This window comes from Bacillus cereus ATCC 14579, assembly GCF_000007825.1.
Taxonomy (GTDB): domain Bacteria; phylum Bacillota; class Bacilli; order Bacillales; family Bacillaceae_G; genus Bacillus_A; species Bacillus_A cereus.
The window spans coordinates 4,728,746-4,748,034 of the sequence record NC_004722.1; the positions used below are offsets into that span (position 1 = coordinate 4,728,746).

Genomic DNA, 19,289 nt, shown 5'->3' on the forward strand with positions numbered 1-19,289 from the left:
TTACTGTAAGCTAACTCGATAGTTGCATTCCAATATTTCTTATACACTAATACCAGAAGCAACAAGCAAGCTTCTTCACTTGTAAGCAATAATACAAAAATTGTATTTACTATAAAACATATAAAAGGAGAAATCATCATGAAAAAATTAGTAGGAATCGGATTAGCAGCAGCAATTTCATTTGGAGCATTATCAGGTTGTTCTTTATTAGGAGAAAAAGCGAACGGCTTTGTACTGTACGGATCAGAAGAACAAGTTCAGCAAATTACAGATAAAAACAAAAAAGAAGTGAAAGAAAAAGACTTCTATAAAATGAAAATGACAACATTAGATGGTAAAAAAGTTCTTGTAATGGATAAGAAAACTGGTGAAGAACTAGTGAAAAAAGAGTTACTTAGCAAAGTTGATGAAAAAGACAACACGAAACCACTTGATAAATTACCAGCTGTAACAACAGAACAAGGTGTATTATTTGCAAAAGAAAAAGTAGAAAATGCTGCACTTGATGGGGCAAAATTAAAATATGAAGGCAACACAATTATCGGAAGTGGTCGTGCATATACAGATATGTATGCGATTGTCGATGACGCAACTTACAGCAATGTAAAAGGTGATGAAAAATCTGTAGGTGTATTAAAATTTGATAAAGACCCAAGTAAAGAATTCCCTGGTTACAAAGGCGTAGAAGCTTCTCAACTTGTAAAAATTAAAAAGTAAAACAAAAAAGCTTTGCGAAATTGAACTGCACCTCATATTTTAGAGCGTAAATTTACGGCAGATACGCCAAATGAAAAATGGGTAACCGATATTACAGAATTTAAATTATTCGGTGAGAAACTTTATTTATCACCTGTATTAGACTTGTATAATGGTGAAATCATTACCTATACAATTGGCTCTAGACTGACGTATTCACTTGTTTCAGAAATGTTAGAGACAGCATTAGAAGGTTTACCTGAAAATCACCAACTAATGATGCATTCAGATCAAGGGTGGCATTATCAAATGAAACAATACCGTCACGCATTACAAAAAAGAGGTATCGTACAAAGTATGTCTCGTAAAGGCAACTGTTATGACAACGCAGTAATGGAGAATTTCTTTGGAATCATGAAGTCTGAGTTTCTCTACATAAAAGAGTTTGAAAGTGTAGAGCACTTCAAAATAGAATTAGAAAAATATATAGATTATTACAATACAAAACGGATAAAGGCAAAATTAAAAATGAGCCCGGTGCAATACCGGACTCATTTTTATCAAGCTGCCTAATGAAATAACCGTGTCTAACTTTTAGGGGTCACTTCAAATTCGCAAAGCTTTTTTCTATTTATTATGAGCAATTTGCTCCATATCCGGGCTACAAGTTTGCGACTGACATGACTTATTTAAAGAACATGCCGCGCATTTTCCTTTTTTACTTCTCTTTACAAAATTAACTAACGTATATGCTGCATAACCAAAAATGATAGCTCCAATTATAATATTGACCATCATCACAATACATCTCCTTCTAAAATCCGAGTAAGGATCCAACTTGGTATATAATGAGCGTTAATACATAAGCAACTACGAGTGGATAAACGACTGAGAAAATCGTCCACTTCGCTGATCCTGTTTCACGTTTAATAACAGCTACCGTCGCTAAACACGGAACATATAATAAAATAAAGAACATAAATGCATAAGCTGATAATGCTGTATAATGTGCTCCCATTACATTTCCAAGCACATCTTCTTTCACCGCATAAATAATGGCCATTGTAGAAACGACAACTTCCTTCGCTAAAAATCCTGTTAAAAGGGAAGCTGCAGCTTGCCACGTTCCAAAACCAAGCGGTGCAAATAGTGGTGCGATAAATCCACCAATCATTGCTAAGAAACTGTCTCCCATATCAACACCAAACTCCTGATGGCCCTGCATAATTTAATAGCCAAATGACAACAGAACCACCGAAGATAAATGTACCTGCTTTACGAACAAATCCTTTCCCTTTCTCCCACGTACTTAGCCATAACGTTTTCGCTTGCGGCACGCGGTAAGGCGGTAGTTCAATAACGAAAATAGATTTTTCCGCTTTTAAAATGGTAAGAGACATAATCTTTGTAACTAATAACGCAAGGACAATCCCTGCAACATATAGGGAGAACACAACAGTTGCCTGACTATGAGGGAAGAATACTCCCGCAAATAACGCATATACAGGTAAACGTGCCGAACAAGACATAAATGGTGTTACAAGAACTGTAAGTAAACGTTCTTTTTCTTGTTCAATCGTTCTCGCTGCCATAATACCTGGAACATTACATCCAAAACCGATAATCATCGGAATGAACGCTTTTCCGTTTAAACCGAAGAACTCCATAATTCTATCCATAACAACTGCAATTCGCGCCATATATCCTGAGTCTTCTAATAATGAAATGAAAAAGAATAGTGCAAAGATTTGTGGAACGAATACTAATACAGCACCAACACCAGCAATAATACCTTCTGTAACGAGTGCTTGAATAAAATCAGAAGCCCCAACACTTGTAAGTCCAGCTGTCACCCAATCCGTAAGCTGGCCAGCAAAAAACTCATCTAACATATCAGATAACGGTGTCCCAATCCACGTAAACGTAACCTGAAAAATAAAAAACATAACTGCTAAAAAGATTGGAAGTCCTAAAATTTTATGTGTAATTAATCTATCAATTTTTTCTGAAAAAGGAATTTCCCCTTCTTTCTCATGCTTCATAACATTTGTTTTTAACTTTTCAATATACGCTTCACGAGTTTTGTAAATGTGCTCTTCTAACGTACAATCAAGTTTTCCTTCTAAGCGAGATCGAATGGCTATGAGTTCCTTATAAATTGGTAATGCTTTCATTTCTTTTTCTACTACTTCGTTATTACTTAAAAATTGAAGTGCTAACCATCTCGGATGCTCGTAATTCGCTGTCTCTAAAAGAGCAATTACTTCTCCAATTCCTTCATCCATTTGTACACCATATGAAATAAGGAATGGCTTTTTCTCTTTTTTGTCATTTTCTTTAAGAGTCGTAAGCAGTTCTTCACAGCCTTTTCCACTTCTTGCAACAACAGGAACGACTGTTACACCTAATAGCTCTGATAATCGTTTTACATCAATGACAATTCCTCTTTGCTTCGCCACATCAACCATGTTTAAACCAATTGAGACTGGCTTACCAAATTCAAGTAACTGCAACGTTAAATGCATATTTCTTTCAAACTGCGAGGAATCTACGATATTTAACATATGATTAAATTCTTCTGTTAATAGAAAGTTTGTTACAACACCTTCATCACGTGAAACTGGATTTAAATCATACACACCTGGCAAATCAATTAATGTTCCTTGTCTATCTTTTAATTTACCAACCTTCTTTTCTACTGTTACACCGCTCCAGTTTCCTACGTATTCATAAGAACCAGTAAGTGCATTAAATAATGATGTCTTCCCTGTATTCGGATTCCCTAGCAAAGCTACCTTATTCACGCTAATTCCACCTTTATCATTTTCGCATCACAATGACGAATACTAATTAACTGTCCACGACACTCCAATGTACAAGGACCTTTGAACATCGCTTTCTGTTTCAGGCGAAGTTCGCTTCCTTCAGCAAGACCGAAAGCAGCTAGTCTACGCTTTAATAGCTGATCTAAAGACTGAATACTTTTTACTAACACTTTCTCTCCAATTTTAATATCTACTAAGCTCATAACCTTCCCCCTCAGAAGAGAATGATAATTATTTTCAAAAAAATTATACCACACCCAATTTCTCTTGTACTATACCCTTTTGCTTCATATTTATTAACATTTCGCTACAATTCTATTTCAATTATTGTCATACTGTATTCGTTTGCCATTCTCATCCATTTCGCTTACAATAAACAATAACAAATAAAGAATTTCGTTATCACTGGGGGAGCCATGCCGCTGAGAGGGAACACTTCGTTCCGACCCTTCGAACCTGTTAGTTAATGCTAACGCAGGGATTGTGCAAACGTCCGAAATACATACCTCATTTTTATTTACGTATTTCGTATCCTCCTATGATATCTATTCTTTTTTGTACAACTTGGATTTAGGGGGAGACAACATGCGTAACACCAATTTACAAGCGATGATCGAATCTGCTATTCTTGCAGCCTTCGCCATGATTATCGATATTTTACCATTATCACTTAAACTTCCAACAGGCGGTTCTATCTCATTCGCTATGATTCCTATTTTTATTATTGCTTACCGCTGGGGCTTTAAATCAGCTTTCTTAGGCGGTTTAGTTTGGGGACTATTACAAATTGTCGTGGGAGATGCTTATATTTTAACACCTGTTCAAGCATTCATTGAGTACTTCATTGCCTTTGCTTTTATCGGATTTGCTGGCTTATTCTATCGTCCAATTCAAAAAGCACTTTTAACATCCAATGAAAATAGCTTAGAACAATCAAATTTAGGTAACCGTAAAGACAAACCTTCATCAAAACAAAATCAGGGTAAGAAAGTCCTTGCTTATATTATCCTTGCTACATTTATCGGTAGCTTTGCTCGCTATTTCTGCCACTTTATTGCCGGCATTATTTTCTGGGGACAATATGCGCCGAAAGGTCAATCAGCTGTGTTATATTCATTAATCGTAAATGGAAGTACAATGCTTGGTTCTTTTATTTTATGTACCGTTTTACTTATATTTTTATTTATCACTTCACCACGCTTATTCAAGAGCATCAGTGCTTATCAAATGAATACACAAAAAAAGGGCGCTTAATGAGCGCTCTTTTTTCATATCGTAATATCAATTAAAAATACAATAAATGCGCAAAAGAAAATAAATACCATTATACTTAGCCAATTGCTATGCACGGTTCATCGACTCCTTACATAACCTCATTTTCTAAACAAATTATACTGATTAAAAATAAAGATTAGGTAAAGATAATATGAAAATAAATTAAAAAAGCATAGATCATATTGTCTACGCTTTTTTCGGTAAATAGAAATAAAATAATACACCATCTTCTGTATTTTCTACCCCATATTCAGCATCATGTAGTTCTAAAATATTCTTTGAAATAGCAAGCCCAAGCCCCGTCCCACCTTGTGAACGCTGACGAGCTGTATCCACGCGATAAAAACGATCCCAAATTTTATCTAATTGCTCTTCTTCAATATGAGTACCTTTATTTTCAATGCACACTTTTATACGATTCTTCTCATCTATTGTAGAAATAATAATATCCTCTTTATTTGGTGTATATCGTATAGCATTCGTAATGAAGTTCACGATGACTTGTTCAATCCGGCCTTGATTTGCAATCACTTCAAATGAACTTATATTTTTATGAATATGAAGTTCTTTTTTCTCTATTTCCACAGATAGATGTTCACATATACCTTCAATTACTGTATCAATATAAAACGAATCTTTTTTCATTTTATATGTACCAGATTCAAATTTAGCTAACTCAAGCATATCCAAAATTAACGTATCCATTTTGTCTACTTCTCTCTCCATTGCCTGAAAATAATACTCTTTTTTATGTTCAGCTACCCCGTCTTTTAAAATAGAAATACAGCTTTTCATAATACTTAGCGGTGTTTTTAATTCATGTGAAACACCAGAAATGAATTCTTTTCGCGTCTTTTCTAACTTTCTTTCCTTTTCAATATCTTCTTCTAACTGTCCAATATGCGAATGGAGTTTATTTGATAGCACATTAATATTTTTCGATAAATCTCCAATTTCATCTTTCGAAGTAATCGGTATTTTTTCTGTGAAGTCTAAATGCGCTATTTTCTTTGTTGTATCATTTATTTTCAATAATGGCTTTGCAATTTGTTTTGAGTAATAGAACGAAGCTAAAAAAATAAGAACGACTACAAATGCAATGATATAGATATAATAATCTTGCACCATTTGTACAGCTTCATCTACCGGCTGTAAAGAAGCCATCGCATAAATATATGTTACCGATCCGTCTTTTTCTTTTATTGGTTTCATTAATAATTTATATTTTATATCATTCTTTTCGTAGTCCATTGTCTTTGTTGAATACTCTATTTGATTACTCTCTTTTAGTAACACATCCGTTTGAAATTCTTTTATACTATCCAAAAACAAAGTATTTTTATAAATTGGATTTACGGGGCCTTTTACATCTGGAAACTGTACTTTTGTAACAAACCCACCTATATAAGCATCTGGTTCTTGGGCAGCTTGCTCCTGAACAGCCGGCTTCTTTTCCTTACTTACTTGTTCCTCAGCTGCTTTCTTTTTCTCCTCATCTAATTTACTCATTTTCTCCTTAAATGCTTTTTCTAACGGTTTATTAGATCCACTTAAATTCTGCTTAGATAACGAGAAAGAGAATGGAATAAAACTATCTCCTTTTTTCACTCCAGAAAAATAAATTCCTTGGCCTAGAAACTGATCTGATGATTTATTCTCAATCTCTTCTATATTGACGAGATTGCCTAAAGGAATTTTGAATATTTGTTGTCCAAAGCTCTTTTGTTGCCTACGATCTATCGTTACTTCAAAATAAAAATCATCTGCATGTTTTAAATTCCCGTTCTTATCTAATGTCGTAATCCACGTATTATTTTCTCTTAAAAAGTCTTGCTCTAGTTTTTGAATTTCTTCTGCATTTCCTGCATAATTTAAATAATTCTTCTCAAAGGAATTTAAATTTACTTTAATATCTTCCACTTTTCGATTCGCATAATATTGTTTAAAAAATATCGTTTGTCCAATAAATATCGTCGCTAAAATCAACATACATAATGCTGTTGTAAGAGTAAATAATTTTAGTACAATTCCTTTTCTCATATATTCCCCTCAAATTTATAACCAGTTCGTACTACAGTTGTAATGTACTTTGCTTTCTCTCCTAATTTATTTCTTAAATTACGAATATGACTATTCACCGTTCGATCATCACCAGCAAATTCATATCCCCAAATTCTTGAAATGAGTTGCTCTCGCGTTAAAACGATTCCTTGATTTTTCATGAAATACGCTAATATTTCAAATTCTGTATGCGTTAAATTAATATCGGTTCTATCTACCGTAACAGTGCGAGACGGAAAATGAACGTGAATGCCGTGGATTGATAATGTATCATCTTCATTCTCTAAAAGTTGCTTTGTCACTTTTCTGCTTTCTAACAACCTTTTCGCTCTTGCTAATAAAATTGGCGGACTATACGGCTTCGTCACATAATCATCTGCCCCAAGTTCAAAACCAAGTAACGTATCGTCTTCATCTACACGCGCCGTCAGCATAATAATAGGCACCTCGGACGTCTTTCGAATCCTTCGGCAAACAGACCATCCATCGAGTTCTGGCAACATAATATCTAAAATAACTAAATCAACCTCTTCTTCTTCAAATACAACTAAAGCCTCTTTCCCGTCCCTCGCTTCAAACACTACATATTGCTCACTTAAAAAATAATCTTTTAATATTTCACGTAATATGTCTTCATCTTCAACAATTAAAATGTTTTTTGACATAACTTATTTATCCCCCTCTCGCTTTCAGAAACTATAATTTCACTTTGAATAACTAGCAGTTAACTTCGCCTCGATAATATATCTATCTGGTGCATCCCCTATATAATTAAATGGGTAACAAGTTGTCAGTGTTAATATCGGTTCTTCTTTTTTTATAATAACAGTGCGATCATCCGCATGGGTAATCCACGTCTTTTGAATTTCGTATGTGTACGTTTTATTATCATACTCTAAAATAAGAGTATCCTTTTCTTTCAACTCTCCTAAATCTGTAAATACAGTATCTCGATGTCCACTCAGTACAGTATGTCCCCCTCCAGATGGAGTTGTCGTTAAATCGCTAACGAACATACCCACTCCTTTTTTCAAAGTCGTATCATCTGCTCCCCAATATATAGAAAACTTCTTCTTTATTTTCGGTATGTTTAACATCGCTACCTTTTCTCCTTCTTTATGTTCTGTTTGAGAAGAAGGCACTTGAGAAGTTACAGGTGTTTCATGAGAAAGTTGAGTATCTTGTATATTTTTAAGGCTCTTTATTTCTTCTGCAGTTAATTGCCCGGCAGAGCTTCTTCCTTTATACCATTCCACAGCATAATAGGATCCCATGAATAGCCCTATAGCCATCAATATGATACCGATATAATTGAGTAACTTCATTCTTCATTCCTCCATGCCAAAAATGGTAGGAGTAACCTACCATTTTTAATATATGAAATTATCCCATTCTTTATAGGAAAATATTTTATTTACGCTTTAATCTTATTGCGACGATTCAAACCAAATAATGTACCTACCGCTACAAGACATGCACTTAATCCCATCATTACTACATTATTCGATGCTGTATTTGGTAATTTTTCACCTTGTACAACTGGCTTTGCTACTTCTTTTTTAGCTACTTCATTCTTTTGCTCGGCTTTTATCGCTGCTTCTTTTTTGGCCATATCGTTTTTTAACTGTTCTTGCGCTATTCTCTTTTTCTCTTCTTCACTTTTTTTCTCAGCTTTTATTGCTTCTTCTTTTTTAGCCATATCATTTTTTTCTTGTACTTGTGCCGCTTGCTTTTTCTCTACTTCACTTTTTTGCTGTTCCTTAATTGCTTCTTCTTTTTTAGCTTTATCTTGTTGCACTTGCGCTTCTTCCTTTGTTACTGTTCCAGTATCTGCACTCGCTACTGAAGAATATCCTACTGCTAAAAGTGCCATTGCACAAATTGGTAATAGTCTCTTTTTCATCTTAATTCTCTCCTTATATTTTATTCACATCAACTCGCACCGGATGTATTACTAGAATAAGCAAGAGATATAAATATAAGATGCAGATGAAATATATTTCATTTAAAGATTTCATTGTAGAAAAAGAAAAAAACATCGCAATATGTACGATGTTTTTTTGGGTGTGTGTCTCAATTATTTACATGTTACTTTCGCGTGATTTGGAAGTAGAACGGGCCGGAGCGATAACTAATTGTCTCGGCTCAGTTTTCTTGAAGTGATTTTTGACGTTACACTTACGACGTTGAACAACCCACGCTTTAATAGGGTTTGTTAAAATAATCTTTTGCTCTTCGTTAGGGGCCTCTTCTTCAAACCTACAACTCTCGCTCCATTTATTCCATTTCATTGTAAATTTAGAAGAAGAATGATCATCTTCACGATCAAACAAGTGCAAAAAATCCATTTTTCCATCTAGCATTACGGTGTTACTAGTCGCTAAAAAAGAAAAGGTCGTCCAACGTTTCTCCATGCCCTCCTACTCCTTTTTCACATATAGAGTGCCTAAAACTTAATTTACCTAAAATATGCTTGCCTTTTACCTTACACCCATAGTTTATCCAAAATGCTATTATGCAACTATCGATTTGCCTTACAACTACCTTACATTTTTGTAAGAAACAAAAAAACCTTCACTCTATATAATGAAGGTTTCTTACTTTTTATCTATATGATCTCTCATATCATCAAGTCCAGCTTCTTTTAGCTGCGACATCATACCGTGCGAAATTGCTCCTAACACTAAAGTCATTCCAATTAATGAAATACGAATCGCAGGTACATCAATTACGTAAGCCAACAGGCCAAGAACAATTGTTAAAAGTAATGCTTTTATAAATGTTACACTTGTGTACTGTTTCTTCTTCATCATATTCACCCTTTATGGAAGCGTTTTCTTAATATAATTAGTATATCATATCATCAGATGATTTTGTCGTTATCTTTGTAAAAAATTACTATCTCCTTTGACTTTTTCTATTCTATCCTTTACAGTCGAAATGTTCGCAAGTTTTACACTGTAGGAGGATTACAATGAATATTGAAATAAAAGACACTTTAATTTCTGAAGAACAATTACAAGCAAAAGTTAAAGAATTAGCACTTCAAATCGAACGTGACTTTGAAGGAGAAGAAATCGTAGTTATCGCAGTATTAAAAGGTTCATTCGTATTTGCTGCTGATTTAATTCGTCACATCAAAAATGATGTAACAATTGACTTTATTTCTGCATCTAGCTACGGAAATCAAACAGAAACAACAGGAAAAGTGAAACTACTAAAAGATATCGACGTAAACATTACTGGGAAAAACGTAATTGTTGTAGAAGATATTATCGATTCTGGTTTAACACTTCATTTTCTAAAAGACCACTTCTTTATGCATAAACCAAAGGCACTCAAGTTCTGTACATTACTTGATAAGCCAGAACGTCGTAAAGTAGACTTAACAGCTGAGTATGTTGGCTTCCAAATTCCAGACGAATTCATCGTTGGATACGGTATCGACTGTGCGGAAAAATATCGTAACTTACCATTTATCGCTTCAGTTGTAACGGAATAATATAATAAAATAAACTTTCATCAATTACTGGTGGAAGTTTATTTTCTATCACAATTCGTAAAAGACAAAGGGAGAGAAAAAAATGACAAAGACAAAATTTGAAAAAGTACTCCTCATCGTAAATCCGAAAGCTGGACAAGGTGACTTACATACAAATTTAACGAAAATCGTACCACCTCTTGCCGCAGCTTTTCCTGACTTACATATCCTTCATACGAAAAAGCAAGGTGATGCAACAAAATATTGCCAAGAGTTTGCTAGTAAAGTAGATTTAATTATCGTCTTTGGTGGTGACGGCACTGTATTTGAATGCACAAATGGCTTAGCACCTCTTGAAACTAGACCTACACTTGCAATCATTCCAGGCGGAACTTGCAACGACTTCTCTCGCACACTTGGCGTTCCGCAAAACATTGCAGAAGCGGCAAAACTTATTACAGAAGAACATATAAAACCAGTTGACGTTGCAAAAGCAAATGGACAACATTTCTTAAACTTCTGGGGGATTGGTCTCGTATCTGAAGTATCAAACAATATCGATGCAGATGAAAAAGCAAAGCTTGGTAAAATCGGTTACTATTTAAGCACAATTCGAACTGTAAAAAATGCTGAAACATTCCCAGTAAAAATTACTTATGACGGACAAGTATATGAAGACGAAGCTGTCCTTGTCATGGTTGGAAATGGTGAATATCTTGGTGGTATTCCATCCTTTATTCCGAACGTAAAATGTGATGACGGAACACTTGATATTTTCGTAGTCAAATCAACAGGTATTCAAGCATTTAAAGATTACATCGGAAAGAAACTATTCGAGGATTCAAATGAAAATGACATCTTCCACGTAAAAGCAAAATCCATTCATATTGAAACGAAAGAAGAAAAAGAAGTAGATACAGATGGAGAAAGTTCGCTTCATACACCTTGTCACATTGAATTATTACCAGGACACTTTACGATGATTTATAATCCTGCGGTTGTGTAAAGAAAAAAACGAGTGCTAGCACTCGTTTTTTCTCTTCTAATCTAGCTATGTCTTTGAATCATTTCTTGTATTTCTTTAACTCTCTCTAAAGTAATTCCATTTCTTTGTTCGATTGCTAAAGGATGCTCGGTTGGCTCTAATTCAACATACGGTGCCGTTCCAACTTCTCTTATATGTACATTTGTTTTTAAATTTAATGTTTCTGGATAAACTGGCATTTCTACAGATAACCACCCAAAATAAGGATCACTATTTTCTCGGCCTCTCTCATCCCACTTTTCTAATACTTCATCATAACTTTCTTTACTAAGTGATACCCAAACAGTCCATATGAAGTTTTCGTGGTAGTCAATGATAGGAATCTCTAAACAACCTCTAATAAAGTAATGCTCATCGTCCATTACGCAAAGTTCTGATGTTAAATGGAAGCGTTCCTCTCTTTCATGGGGCGCTACCTCGTAATAATAATATGGTGCTTCACTTCCGTAGCATAGAGGTAGTGCAAAACGATGCATTTGTACTTTTTCTCCGGATTTTCTTCTTCTTTTCATTTATTATTCTTTCTCCTATCCTTTTCAGTCACAATCAAACGCTACCCAATTTCTCCAATGCATGTTAGAATCCTTCTTCACAATAATACGTGGATCTTTCTTCTCTATTGCAGCGGCTACTGATTGGAAGAATTCATTTTCACTTACTTTTTCGTCTTCAACATGTTTCCATTCTTCCGTTTCATACGCTAGTTCCCAATTACCTTCTAAACCGAACTCTTCTAAAATCTCTTCTTTACTCCACCATAATAATGTTCTAACTTCTTCATTAGTAGCAAGCATACGCATAAAGTATGTTGGATAATGCTCTGTCGTTTGTACTTCTATTCCATTATTTATATAATCCTCTTCTGTAAATTCATATTCAAAATGCTGCTCACGAATTTTTAAACTGCCGTTATAAATATTCGGCATAAATTCACCTTCATCATTAAATAACTCATAATTGCCATCATTTAATTGTAAAATGCAATCATCACCCATTGAATGAGTAATTCTATCTCCATATACTTGAATATCATTACATACACCTAATGAACCTACACCAACAAGTTGAAACACCATTAACCAATCCTTAGTATCTTTAAAGAAAAGAGAGAATTTCACTTGCGAAATATCCATATATTCATTATCAAAGGCAGGAAATTCATAGTTACTTTGCTTTTTATCTAATAGTTTTAAAATATCTTTTTGCATATGTATCATCTTCACCCCGATATAAACAAAAATATTTTTTTAATTTCACTAGAGTATAACATAACCATACTTACCTGTGACATTCTAATAAAACTACTAAAAAATAGCAGAATGGCTTGTTTGCATACTCTAGTTCTTTTTATGTACAATGAAGGAAAGAAGTACCTTCATATAAGGGAGAGGACAAACTTTGTTCAACCAACAGTTAGTTAATTTACGCATTGATTTTGCATTTAAACAATTGTTTGGTACGAATGGTAGCGAAGATATTCTAATTGCATTTTTAAATGCTATGTTACAAGAGTCTTTAGAGTCGCCCATTGCTTCTCTACAACTAGAAGATCCACATTTACACAGGGAATATGAAGAGGATAAGTTATCTATTTTAGACATTTCAGCGACATTAGACACAGGAACAAAAGTTAATGTAGAAATACAACTCAATAATAATCACGATATGGTTAAACGCAGTTTATATTATTGGGGAAGGCTATACACATCTCAACTACAAAAAGTGATGCCCTACAGTGCACTTCACAAAACCATCACCATAAACTTACTAAACTTCGCAATGTTTTCGGAACACCCAGCCTTCCATACAACGAGCGTATTATGGAATACACAACAAAAAAAAATCCTGAGTGAAGACATAGAAATCCACATTATAGAAATTCCAAAGTTAACTGAACAATGGCATGAAGAAAAAGTAAATCCGTGGAAAGATCCATTTGTTCGTTGGCTTTTATTGCTTTCAGCAAATGAGGATGAGCACTTAACTAAACTATTGGAGGATATTGCTATGAACCAAGACCCTATTTTACAAAAAGCAATAAATAAATGGGAACGTATGAGTCAGGATTCTTCTTTCCGACAAGCCTATGACGCAAGGGAGAAAGTTTTAATGGATGAAGCAGCAAAATTCGCCCATGCAGAGACAGAAGGAATTAAAAAAGGCATTGAAAAAGGTATTGAAAAAGGCATTGAAAAAGGCATTGAAAAAGGCATTGAAAAAGGCATTCAACAGGGGAAAATTCAAATGATTAAAAATATGTATGATCTTGGTATACCACTTGAAACGATTGCTAAGGCAAGTAAATTAAGTTTGCATGAGATTGAACATATTTTAGGACATAAATAGTCATAAAAAAAGAGCTTGAATAGTTTCAAGCTCTTTTTTATCAACTCTCCTCAATATCATCCAATTGAGTCTTATAACATTCATCACACTCTGGCCTCGTAGGAAGAATCCCTCTTTCATCAGGTAATAAAACCCTCAAAACTTCTCGATCCATCTCTACGAAAGACTTCATAATAATGGGATATCCTTCAATAATATTCGTATACTCAATCCCTTGTTCAAACTTTTTTCCGCTCTTTATTTCTTCTATTATGGTACAAAAAACACTATGCGCGACTTCAGGATCCATATTTAATGCTATTTGTAAATCTTGATGATTAAAGTTATCTCTTAGACCATGTGTATGATAATTAGCATGGATGCCATCAATATCTTCTGCTAATATGCTATGCATGTACCATCCATACTCTTGTAGCATATTTTCTTCCCATTCATCTGCATCCTCTTCTAAATCTTCATCAAACAAATTCGGATCATACCACACGTCCTCGTAATCTCCAGCAATTAAAAATCTCCAACCAGGTGGTAACCCTAAATACTTCTTTATTTCAGGTGCCCATTCATCAATATGTTGAACGTGTAAAGGAAGAAAGAAATCTTCTTCTGTCCCCATTTCTTCACCAGCCCAAATGTACCAACCTGTCGTTCCGTTTTCTATAGGCATTCGTAACCCATTAATCGGAGCGATACCATCTTTCACATTTTGCGCTATTCCTAATTTCAAGTCATTCGGAGATTCTACATACTCCGCTTTATATTTATCACATATACTCCTCTGTTCTTTTATGTATTTTTCCATCCTTTTAGCACACTCCCCAATTTTTGAAAGATAGATTTCTTTGCCGAAGCACTCTCTAACTTCCATACCCCACACGGATTATAAAATGGATCCTCTTGTTCATAACGTTTATCTATATAATGAGATAAAAGATACACTGGAGCATCTTCTGTGAAACTAATTGTATCTCCATCTTTCAAATTAGGTTTTTCCAATATATTATGTAGGTTAAAATCATTTAATAAATCTACAGCTACTTCCGGATCTATCCCTCCGTCTAAAACAACGTCTGGTAGATTAAATGCTTGCATTCCACATGAATAGTAACCGTCCTCTTCATCTCCAACTAAAGTTACAAGGTGCGAATACATCGGGAATATTTCCTTATTCTCTGCAAGCTCTTGCCATTCTTCTTTCGAATAAGCCACACCTGCTGTTTCAACTTTTAAAGCAAGTCCCCCTGCATTTAAAAGTTCCATTCCTACATCAATTACTTCTTGTAATCTCTCTTTATCGTCAACTTTGGCAATAACATACACTATATAAGTATGCTTCTCCAACTCCTGAAGCAATTCTTCATCAAAACGCTCACCACCTGCATAGAAGAAAGCCTCTCTCAAAGAAGGGTCTTGTTCATATATATCAATTTCAAAGCCAATCTCTTTCTCCTTATGGTGCATAACATTTCCCGCTAATATATAGTTACTTTTACTCACAACTTCTTGTATTAATTCTGTTCTATCTTTCCATAAACCAGGTACTCCAATAACGATTTGTGTCTCCATCATATGCACTCCAATTCTCATCTATTTTCAATCTATTCTTTCAATCTTCCAAACTAAATTAGCTGGGATATCTTTCTCTAAAAAGGTTAACATCCATACAGTTTTTCCTTTATCATTCATCAGTAGCACTTTATGATTTAACTTCCAAGCCACTTTACTAACATGATGAAACATCTTATACATATCTTCTTCTCTAATAAGCTTTTCCTTTTTGATTAACCGCCTCGTTCTATACTCTCTTATTTCTAAGTACACGTCAGCATAAGCCACTTCATGCTGACATGTTATACTACATACGTATTTTTTATTCGGACTACTCTTTTTTATATATACGAACTCGTTTCTATAATTCAATTCTAGTATCTTATTCTTCACTTTTTCTAACTCTTCTATATCCCAATCATATTTCACAGCTAAACGCTTCATTTCAACATGAACGATTTGAAGGGCTAATTCTTTTTTCTCTCTATCTGATAAATATGGAAAACCCTTCACACTCTCATACTCCACAAAAACATTCATATATTCAGGGAAAATTCTATATTTCTTCTCCCACTCATCGAGTAATGAAATATCATCCACACAATGAATCAAAATCCCTTTCTCATAATCCATTCTTAACTTTGGCATATGTCGACAATATAAAGAAGTAATACTGCTCGTCTCTTTACCAAAAGAGATGTCTTCATCGTAGTTGCTTGTAGATGTTAACTGTAATGCCTCTATGTTTCTGGTATGCTCTTTTACTTTTAGAAAACTCAATTGTATATCTCTTATAACCGGCATTTGCTCTCTCCTCTTCGCAATACAACTATGAAATATCTTTGTTAATACGCCTTAATCAATTTCAAGCCAGCCCATTCCCATAGAAAGAAATAACAGTCCGATTACCAAAAAGAGACCCCAGTTAAAAAATAGAATGGCGCTCCGTGCAATGGATCACTAAATAACTCTATCAAATTTCCAGCTACTACTTTCCATTTCTCTCTCTTTGAATTTTTTTCTTTTAATTCTTTTACAAATCGATAAATACTGAAACTGATTAAAGTGATACCAATTAATAAACATCCTGCTATGATAAGAATTTCCAAATGTAACACTCCATTTAAATACCATTTTCATGCACACCTCATTTTAACTAAAAAAAGCGAAAGAGAACATAATTTTCACTATGCTCTCTTTCGCTTTTCCAAAAACTGTATACCTTATTTTCATTTACTAACAATCCTGAAATAAGAACGAACTGTTAAGCAATAATAACCAATATAAATAACACTATACACCCCGATGCTAATTAGTAACGGAACTGCAATTTCATACGGAATAACTGTCGCTAATCCTTTGAGCGCAAATAAAGTGTGTAATATACCAACTACTAAAGGAATAAAGAAGATAAATCTCATTTGCTTCGCAACGGCTTTTTTCATTTCTTTTTTCGTGACACCGAGTTTTCGAAGAACGATGTAACGTTCACGATCTGCATGTGCTTCTGTTAATTGTTTGAAATAAATAATAGAGCCTGTTGCAAGTAAAAATACAAGTCCTAAGAATATACCACTAAACATCATTAACCCTGACGTTTCAATACCGCTGCGGAATATTGTATAGAAGTCACTGAATTGCTCTCTTCCTTCTGCATCTTCTTCAGATATTACTTTCTTTAATTTCTCCGTTAACACTTTACTATTTCTTTCGTCTTTCACATCAATATTTTTCACAGTATGAGAGCCAATTGTCTTCTTTGCTTGCTCATACACTTCATCCGGAACGACAACTAGAAGTTCATATAAGTTTGTAATGTTTTTTGCTTGTACATCTTTCACTTGTACTGGTGCTACTTCTTCAATTGGGAATGTAGCTTTTCGATTTTTATATACGCCACTATCTCTCTTACCTTCACTGTACATGCCATCAAATGCATACAATTCGTTCTTCTTTAAATCTAAAGTTTCTTCATTTAAATATTTTGCGATTGTATTAAATGATGATTGTGCGATAAGTTCTGTTGTTCTTGATTGTAATGAAGTGCCATCACCGTATTCTCCTACTACTTTTACCGTCTCTAATTCATATTGATGAATGACTTCATTCTGTCCTTCTTTTAAAATCTCATTTACTTTACGATCTAATTCCATATCTTTCTTTTCATAAGAATAACTAACTGGATGATATTTCTTCGCCTGCATATATGTGTTGTAATACATCGTTACAGAAGTTCCAACCGCCGTTAACGTTACTGCGCTTAATACGGCAATTGTTGCTAACGATTTTGCATTTCCTTTAATGCGGTATAGTAACTGAGACGTCGTAACCATTTTCATTCCGTTATAAAATGCGGATTTTTTATTTCGCACTCTTTTTAATACAAAAACGGTAAAGAACATAAATAATAAATACGTTCCAAGTACTGTCGCTAATAAAATGTAAAGTGCAAGGGGCATAAAGTTATCACCGCTCACATTTTTTATAGCCGTTACTGACAAGAAATAACCTGATCCAATTAATAATAAAGAAATGAAAGCCATTATTTTCGAACCTTTTGGCATGACTTCGCCTTCGTTATCTGCACGGAATAGCTCGATTAACTTAAATTGATAAATAACGCGGTATCCTTTAAACGATGTGTATAAAATGATGAGACAAAAAATAACTGTTGTATCTATAACCGCTCCAACTGGTACTTCAAAATGAACATTTACATGTAGCTCTAACATATTTAAAAGTAGCTTTAGGAATCCTTTTGAAAGTAAACTACCTATTACAATTCCGATTACTAACGATGATAAACCCATTAACATGTTTTCATAAAAAAGCATTTTACCTATTTCTTTTTTTCGAATACCAAGTAAAGAATAAACACCTATTTCTTTCTTACGCTTTCGTGTAAAGAAATCATTCGAATATATAATAAATATTGCAACGAAAATAATAAGCATTACACTCGCAAGCTGGAATCCTCGGCCGATGTTATCTCCAGCTTCACTTATTTGTGAATTGTATTGAAGCGCCTTAAACGTAAAATAAATGACGATGCTAAAAATCATGGAAGCAAAGTATATAAAATAATCTTTAAAATTTCGTTTTATATTACGAAGGGCGATGCTAGATAAGCTCATTTGTCGCACCCCCAGAGATTGAAGACATCATATCAATAATTTGTTGGAAGAACTGTTTTCTTGTCATCTCTTTGCGATGTAATTCTTTATATAACTTTCCATCTTTAATAAATACAACTCGTTTACAATAACTTGCCGCAAACGCATCATGCGTTACCATTAAAATCGTTACAAGATCTTTTTCATTTAATGTCTTCATACTTTCTAATAAATCCGTCGCTGACTTCGAATCAAGCGCACCAGTTGGCTCATCTCCAAAAATCATACTTGGATTTGTTACAATCGCTCTTGATGCCGCGCAGCGTTGTTTTTGTCCGCCTGAAGCTTCATACGGATACTGATTTAAAATATGATCTATCCCAAACTTCTTTGCAATCTCCTCAACGCGAGATTCTACTTCTCTCGCCTTCACCTTTGATAAAGCAAGTGGCAATGCAATATTTTCTCGCACTGTTAACGTATCTAATAAGGTTATAATCTTGAAAAATAAATCCTAAATGATTACGGCGAAAAAGTGCCAATTCATCATCATTCATCTTCACAATATCTTTTCCATCAATTAAAATCTCACCTTTTGAAGCCGTATCAATAGTAGAAAGTACATTCAAAAGTGTCGTCTTACCAGAACCAGACGGTCCCATAATACCGACAAACTCTCCTTCTTTCACTTGCAGTTGAATATCTTTCAACGCTTCAAACGTATTCCCGCCTGTATCATATATTTTCGAAATCCCTTTCGCTTCTAACATTGTTTTCATCTATTTGTACCTCCTGTTATAATTCGTGATGTTCTCTTTAAGCAACAGAATTCAGTATAGATACATTTTCTTAACAAATAGTGACGGGGTTTCTTAATATTTTCTTAAAAAGAAAAATCCAAA

At 34.2% G+C, this 19,289-nt stretch carries 19 protein-coding genes, 4 pseudogenes and 1 riboswitch; of the genes and pseudogenes, 6 read left to right on the forward strand and 17 right to left on the reverse strand.

From position 1 onward, the window contains the following. Positions 1-138: 138 nt before the first annotated feature. Entirely contained in the window at positions 139-717 is a 579-nt protein-coding gene (locus tag BC_RS28480; protein WP_000737468.1) for a lipoprotein BA_5634 family protein, read from the forward strand. Positions 718-744: 27 nt separating this feature from the next. Next, positions 745-1,269 (forward strand): annotated as a pseudogene (locus BC_RS28485) (IS3 family transposase); the annotation flags it as partial. Positions 1,270-1,323: 54 nt separating this feature from the next. Here BC_RS28485 and BC_RS23975 read toward each other — a convergent pair. The 3 genes and pseudogenes from BC_RS23975 to BC_RS23985 all read right to left on the reverse strand — a co-directional run bounded on the left by BC_RS23975 (position 1,324) and on the right by BC_RS23985 (position 3,724). Then, positions 1,324-1,494 (reverse strand): FeoB-associated Cys-rich membrane protein, encoded by a 171-nt coding sequence (locus BC_RS23975; RefSeq protein ID WP_000989598.1) that lies wholly within the window; start codon positions 1,492-1,494, stop codon positions 1,324-1,326. 16 nt (positions 1,495-1,510) lie between these two features. Then, a pseudogene (gene feoB, locus BC_RS23980) lies at positions 1,511-3,500 on the reverse strand (ferrous iron transport protein B). Then, a complete protein-coding gene (locus tag BC_RS23985; RefSeq protein WP_000060512.1) occupies positions 3,497-3,724 on the reverse strand; it encodes a FeoA family protein in 228 nt (75 codons plus the stop codon). The pseudogene feoB and the gene BC_RS23985 overlap by 4 nt, the downstream one beginning before the upstream one ends. 194 nt (positions 3,725-3,918) lie before the next feature. Beyond that, positions 3,919-4,020, forward strand: a riboswitch (TPP riboswitch). A gap of 86 nt (positions 4,021-4,106) precedes the next feature. On the opposite strand from BC_RS23985, the gene thiT reads away from it, so the two are divergent. Continuing rightward, positions 4,107-4,775 carry an energy-coupled thiamine transporter ThiT gene (thiT, locus tag BC_RS23990; RefSeq protein ID WP_001246588.1) on the forward strand — a complete coding sequence of 223 codons (669 nt, stop codon included), beginning with the start codon at positions 4,107-4,109 and terminating at the stop codon, positions 4,773-4,775. 207 nt (positions 4,776-4,982) lie between these two features. Here the strand turns inward: thiT and BC_RS23995 are convergent, their stop codons facing one another. The 6 genes from BC_RS23995 to BC_RS24020 all read right to left on the reverse strand — a co-directional run bounded on the left by BC_RS23995 (position 4,983) and on the right by BC_RS24020 (position 9,670). Then, the gene (locus BC_RS23995) at positions 4,983-6,836 is read right to left on the reverse strand and encodes a sensor histidine kinase (RefSeq protein WP_001225342.1); all 1,854 of its coding nucleotides are present in this window, start codon (positions 6,834-6,836) and stop codon (positions 4,983-4,985) included. After that, positions 6,833-7,522, reverse strand: coding sequence for a response regulator transcription factor (locus BC_RS24000; protein ID WP_000041856.1), 690 nt, complete (start codon positions 7,520-7,522; stop codon positions 6,833-6,835). Before BC_RS24000 ends, BC_RS23995 begins: the two co-directional genes overlap by 4 nt. Before the next feature lie 39 nt (positions 7,523-7,561). Further along, positions 7,562-8,182: a class D sortase gene (locus tag BC_RS24005; RefSeq protein ID WP_000771592.1), complete on the reverse strand. Its 621-nt coding sequence runs from the start codon at positions 8,180-8,182 to the stop codon at positions 7,562-7,564. An 89-nt stretch (positions 8,183-8,271) separates the two neighbouring features. Further along, entirely contained in the window at positions 8,272-8,760 is a 489-nt protein-coding gene (locus BC_RS24010; RefSeq protein ID WP_000746705.1) for an LPXTG cell wall anchor domain-containing protein, read from the reverse strand. Positions 8,761-8,938: 178 nt separating this feature from the next. Further along, positions 8,939-9,271: a hypothetical protein gene (locus BC_RS24015; RefSeq protein WP_000415613.1), complete on the reverse strand. Its 333-nt coding sequence runs from the start codon at positions 9,269-9,271 to the stop codon at positions 8,939-8,941. A 183-nt stretch (positions 9,272-9,454) separates the two neighbouring features. Next, on the reverse strand, positions 9,455-9,670 hold the full coding sequence (locus BC_RS24020) for a hypothetical protein (RefSeq protein ID WP_002001286.1): 216 nt from the start codon (positions 9,668-9,670) through the stop codon (positions 9,455-9,457). A 161-nt stretch (positions 9,671-9,831) separates the two neighbouring features. Between BC_RS24020 and hpt the strand changes: the two genes are divergently transcribed. Together hpt and BC_RS24030 are read left to right on the forward strand one after the other, a co-directional pair. Then, positions 9,832-10,359 (forward strand): hypoxanthine phosphoribosyltransferase, encoded by a 528-nt coding sequence (hpt, locus tag BC_RS24025; protein WP_001019295.1) that lies wholly within the window; start codon positions 9,832-9,834, stop codon positions 10,357-10,359. 82 nt (positions 10,360-10,441) lie between these two features. Then, positions 10,442-11,344 (forward strand): diacylglycerol/lipid kinase family protein, encoded by a 903-nt coding sequence (locus BC_RS24030; protein ID WP_000167893.1) that lies wholly within the window; start codon positions 10,442-10,444, stop codon positions 11,342-11,344. 41 nt (positions 11,345-11,385) lie between these two features. Here BC_RS24030 and BC_RS24035 read toward each other — a convergent pair whose 3' ends face one another. Continuing rightward, positions 11,386-11,895, reverse strand: a complete 510-nt coding sequence (locus BC_RS24035; protein WP_000830214.1) for a DUF2199 domain-containing protein — start codon at positions 11,893-11,895, stop codon at positions 11,386-11,388. 24 nt (positions 11,896-11,919) lie between these two features. Then, complete coding sequence (locus tag BC_RS24040) at positions 11,920-12,591, reverse strand: DUF7003 family protein (RefSeq protein ID WP_001168100.1); 672 nt, start codon at positions 12,589-12,591, stop codon at positions 11,920-11,922. A 190-nt stretch (positions 12,592-12,781) separates the two neighbouring features. On the opposite strand from BC_RS24040, the gene BC_RS24045 reads away from it, so the two are divergent. After that, the gene (locus BC_RS24045) at positions 12,782-13,729 is read left to right on the forward strand and encodes an Rpn family recombination-promoting nuclease/putative transposase (protein WP_000483126.1); all 948 of its coding nucleotides are present in this window, start codon (positions 12,782-12,784) and stop codon (positions 13,727-13,729) included. A 40-nt stretch (positions 13,730-13,769) separates the two neighbouring features. Here BC_RS24045 and BC_RS24050 read toward each other — a convergent pair whose 3' ends face one another. From BC_RS24050 to BC_RS24075, 6 genes and pseudogenes are all read right to left on the reverse strand, one after another. After that, positions 13,770-14,528, reverse strand: coding sequence for a DUF4262 domain-containing protein (locus BC_RS24050; protein ID WP_000417362.1), 759 nt, complete (start codon positions 14,526-14,528; stop codon positions 13,770-13,772). Beyond that, positions 14,513-15,292 (reverse strand): DUF4261 domain-containing protein, encoded by a 780-nt coding sequence (locus BC_RS24055; protein WP_000449847.1) that lies wholly within the window; start codon positions 15,290-15,292, stop codon positions 14,513-14,515. Before BC_RS24055 ends, BC_RS24050 begins: the two co-directional genes overlap by 16 nt. A gap of 27 nt (positions 15,293-15,319) precedes the next feature. Beyond that, entirely contained in the window at positions 15,320-16,078 is a 759-nt protein-coding gene (locus tag BC_RS24060) for a hypothetical protein (protein WP_001144124.1), read from the reverse strand. A 51-nt stretch (positions 16,079-16,129) separates the two neighbouring features. Next, positions 16,130-16,383 (reverse strand): annotated as a pseudogene (locus tag BC_RS24065) (hypothetical protein). 120 nt (positions 16,384-16,503) lie between these two features. Next, on the reverse strand, positions 16,504-18,408 hold the full coding sequence (locus tag BC_RS24070) for an ABC transporter permease (protein ID WP_000059437.1): 1,905 nt from the start codon (positions 18,406-18,408) through the stop codon (positions 16,504-16,506). Further along, positions 18,395-19,166: pseudogene (locus BC_RS24075) on the reverse strand (ABC transporter ATP-binding protein). The gene BC_RS24070 and the pseudogene BC_RS24075 overlap by 14 nt, the downstream one beginning before the upstream one ends. Between the last annotated feature and the right edge of the window lie 123 nt (positions 19,167-19,289).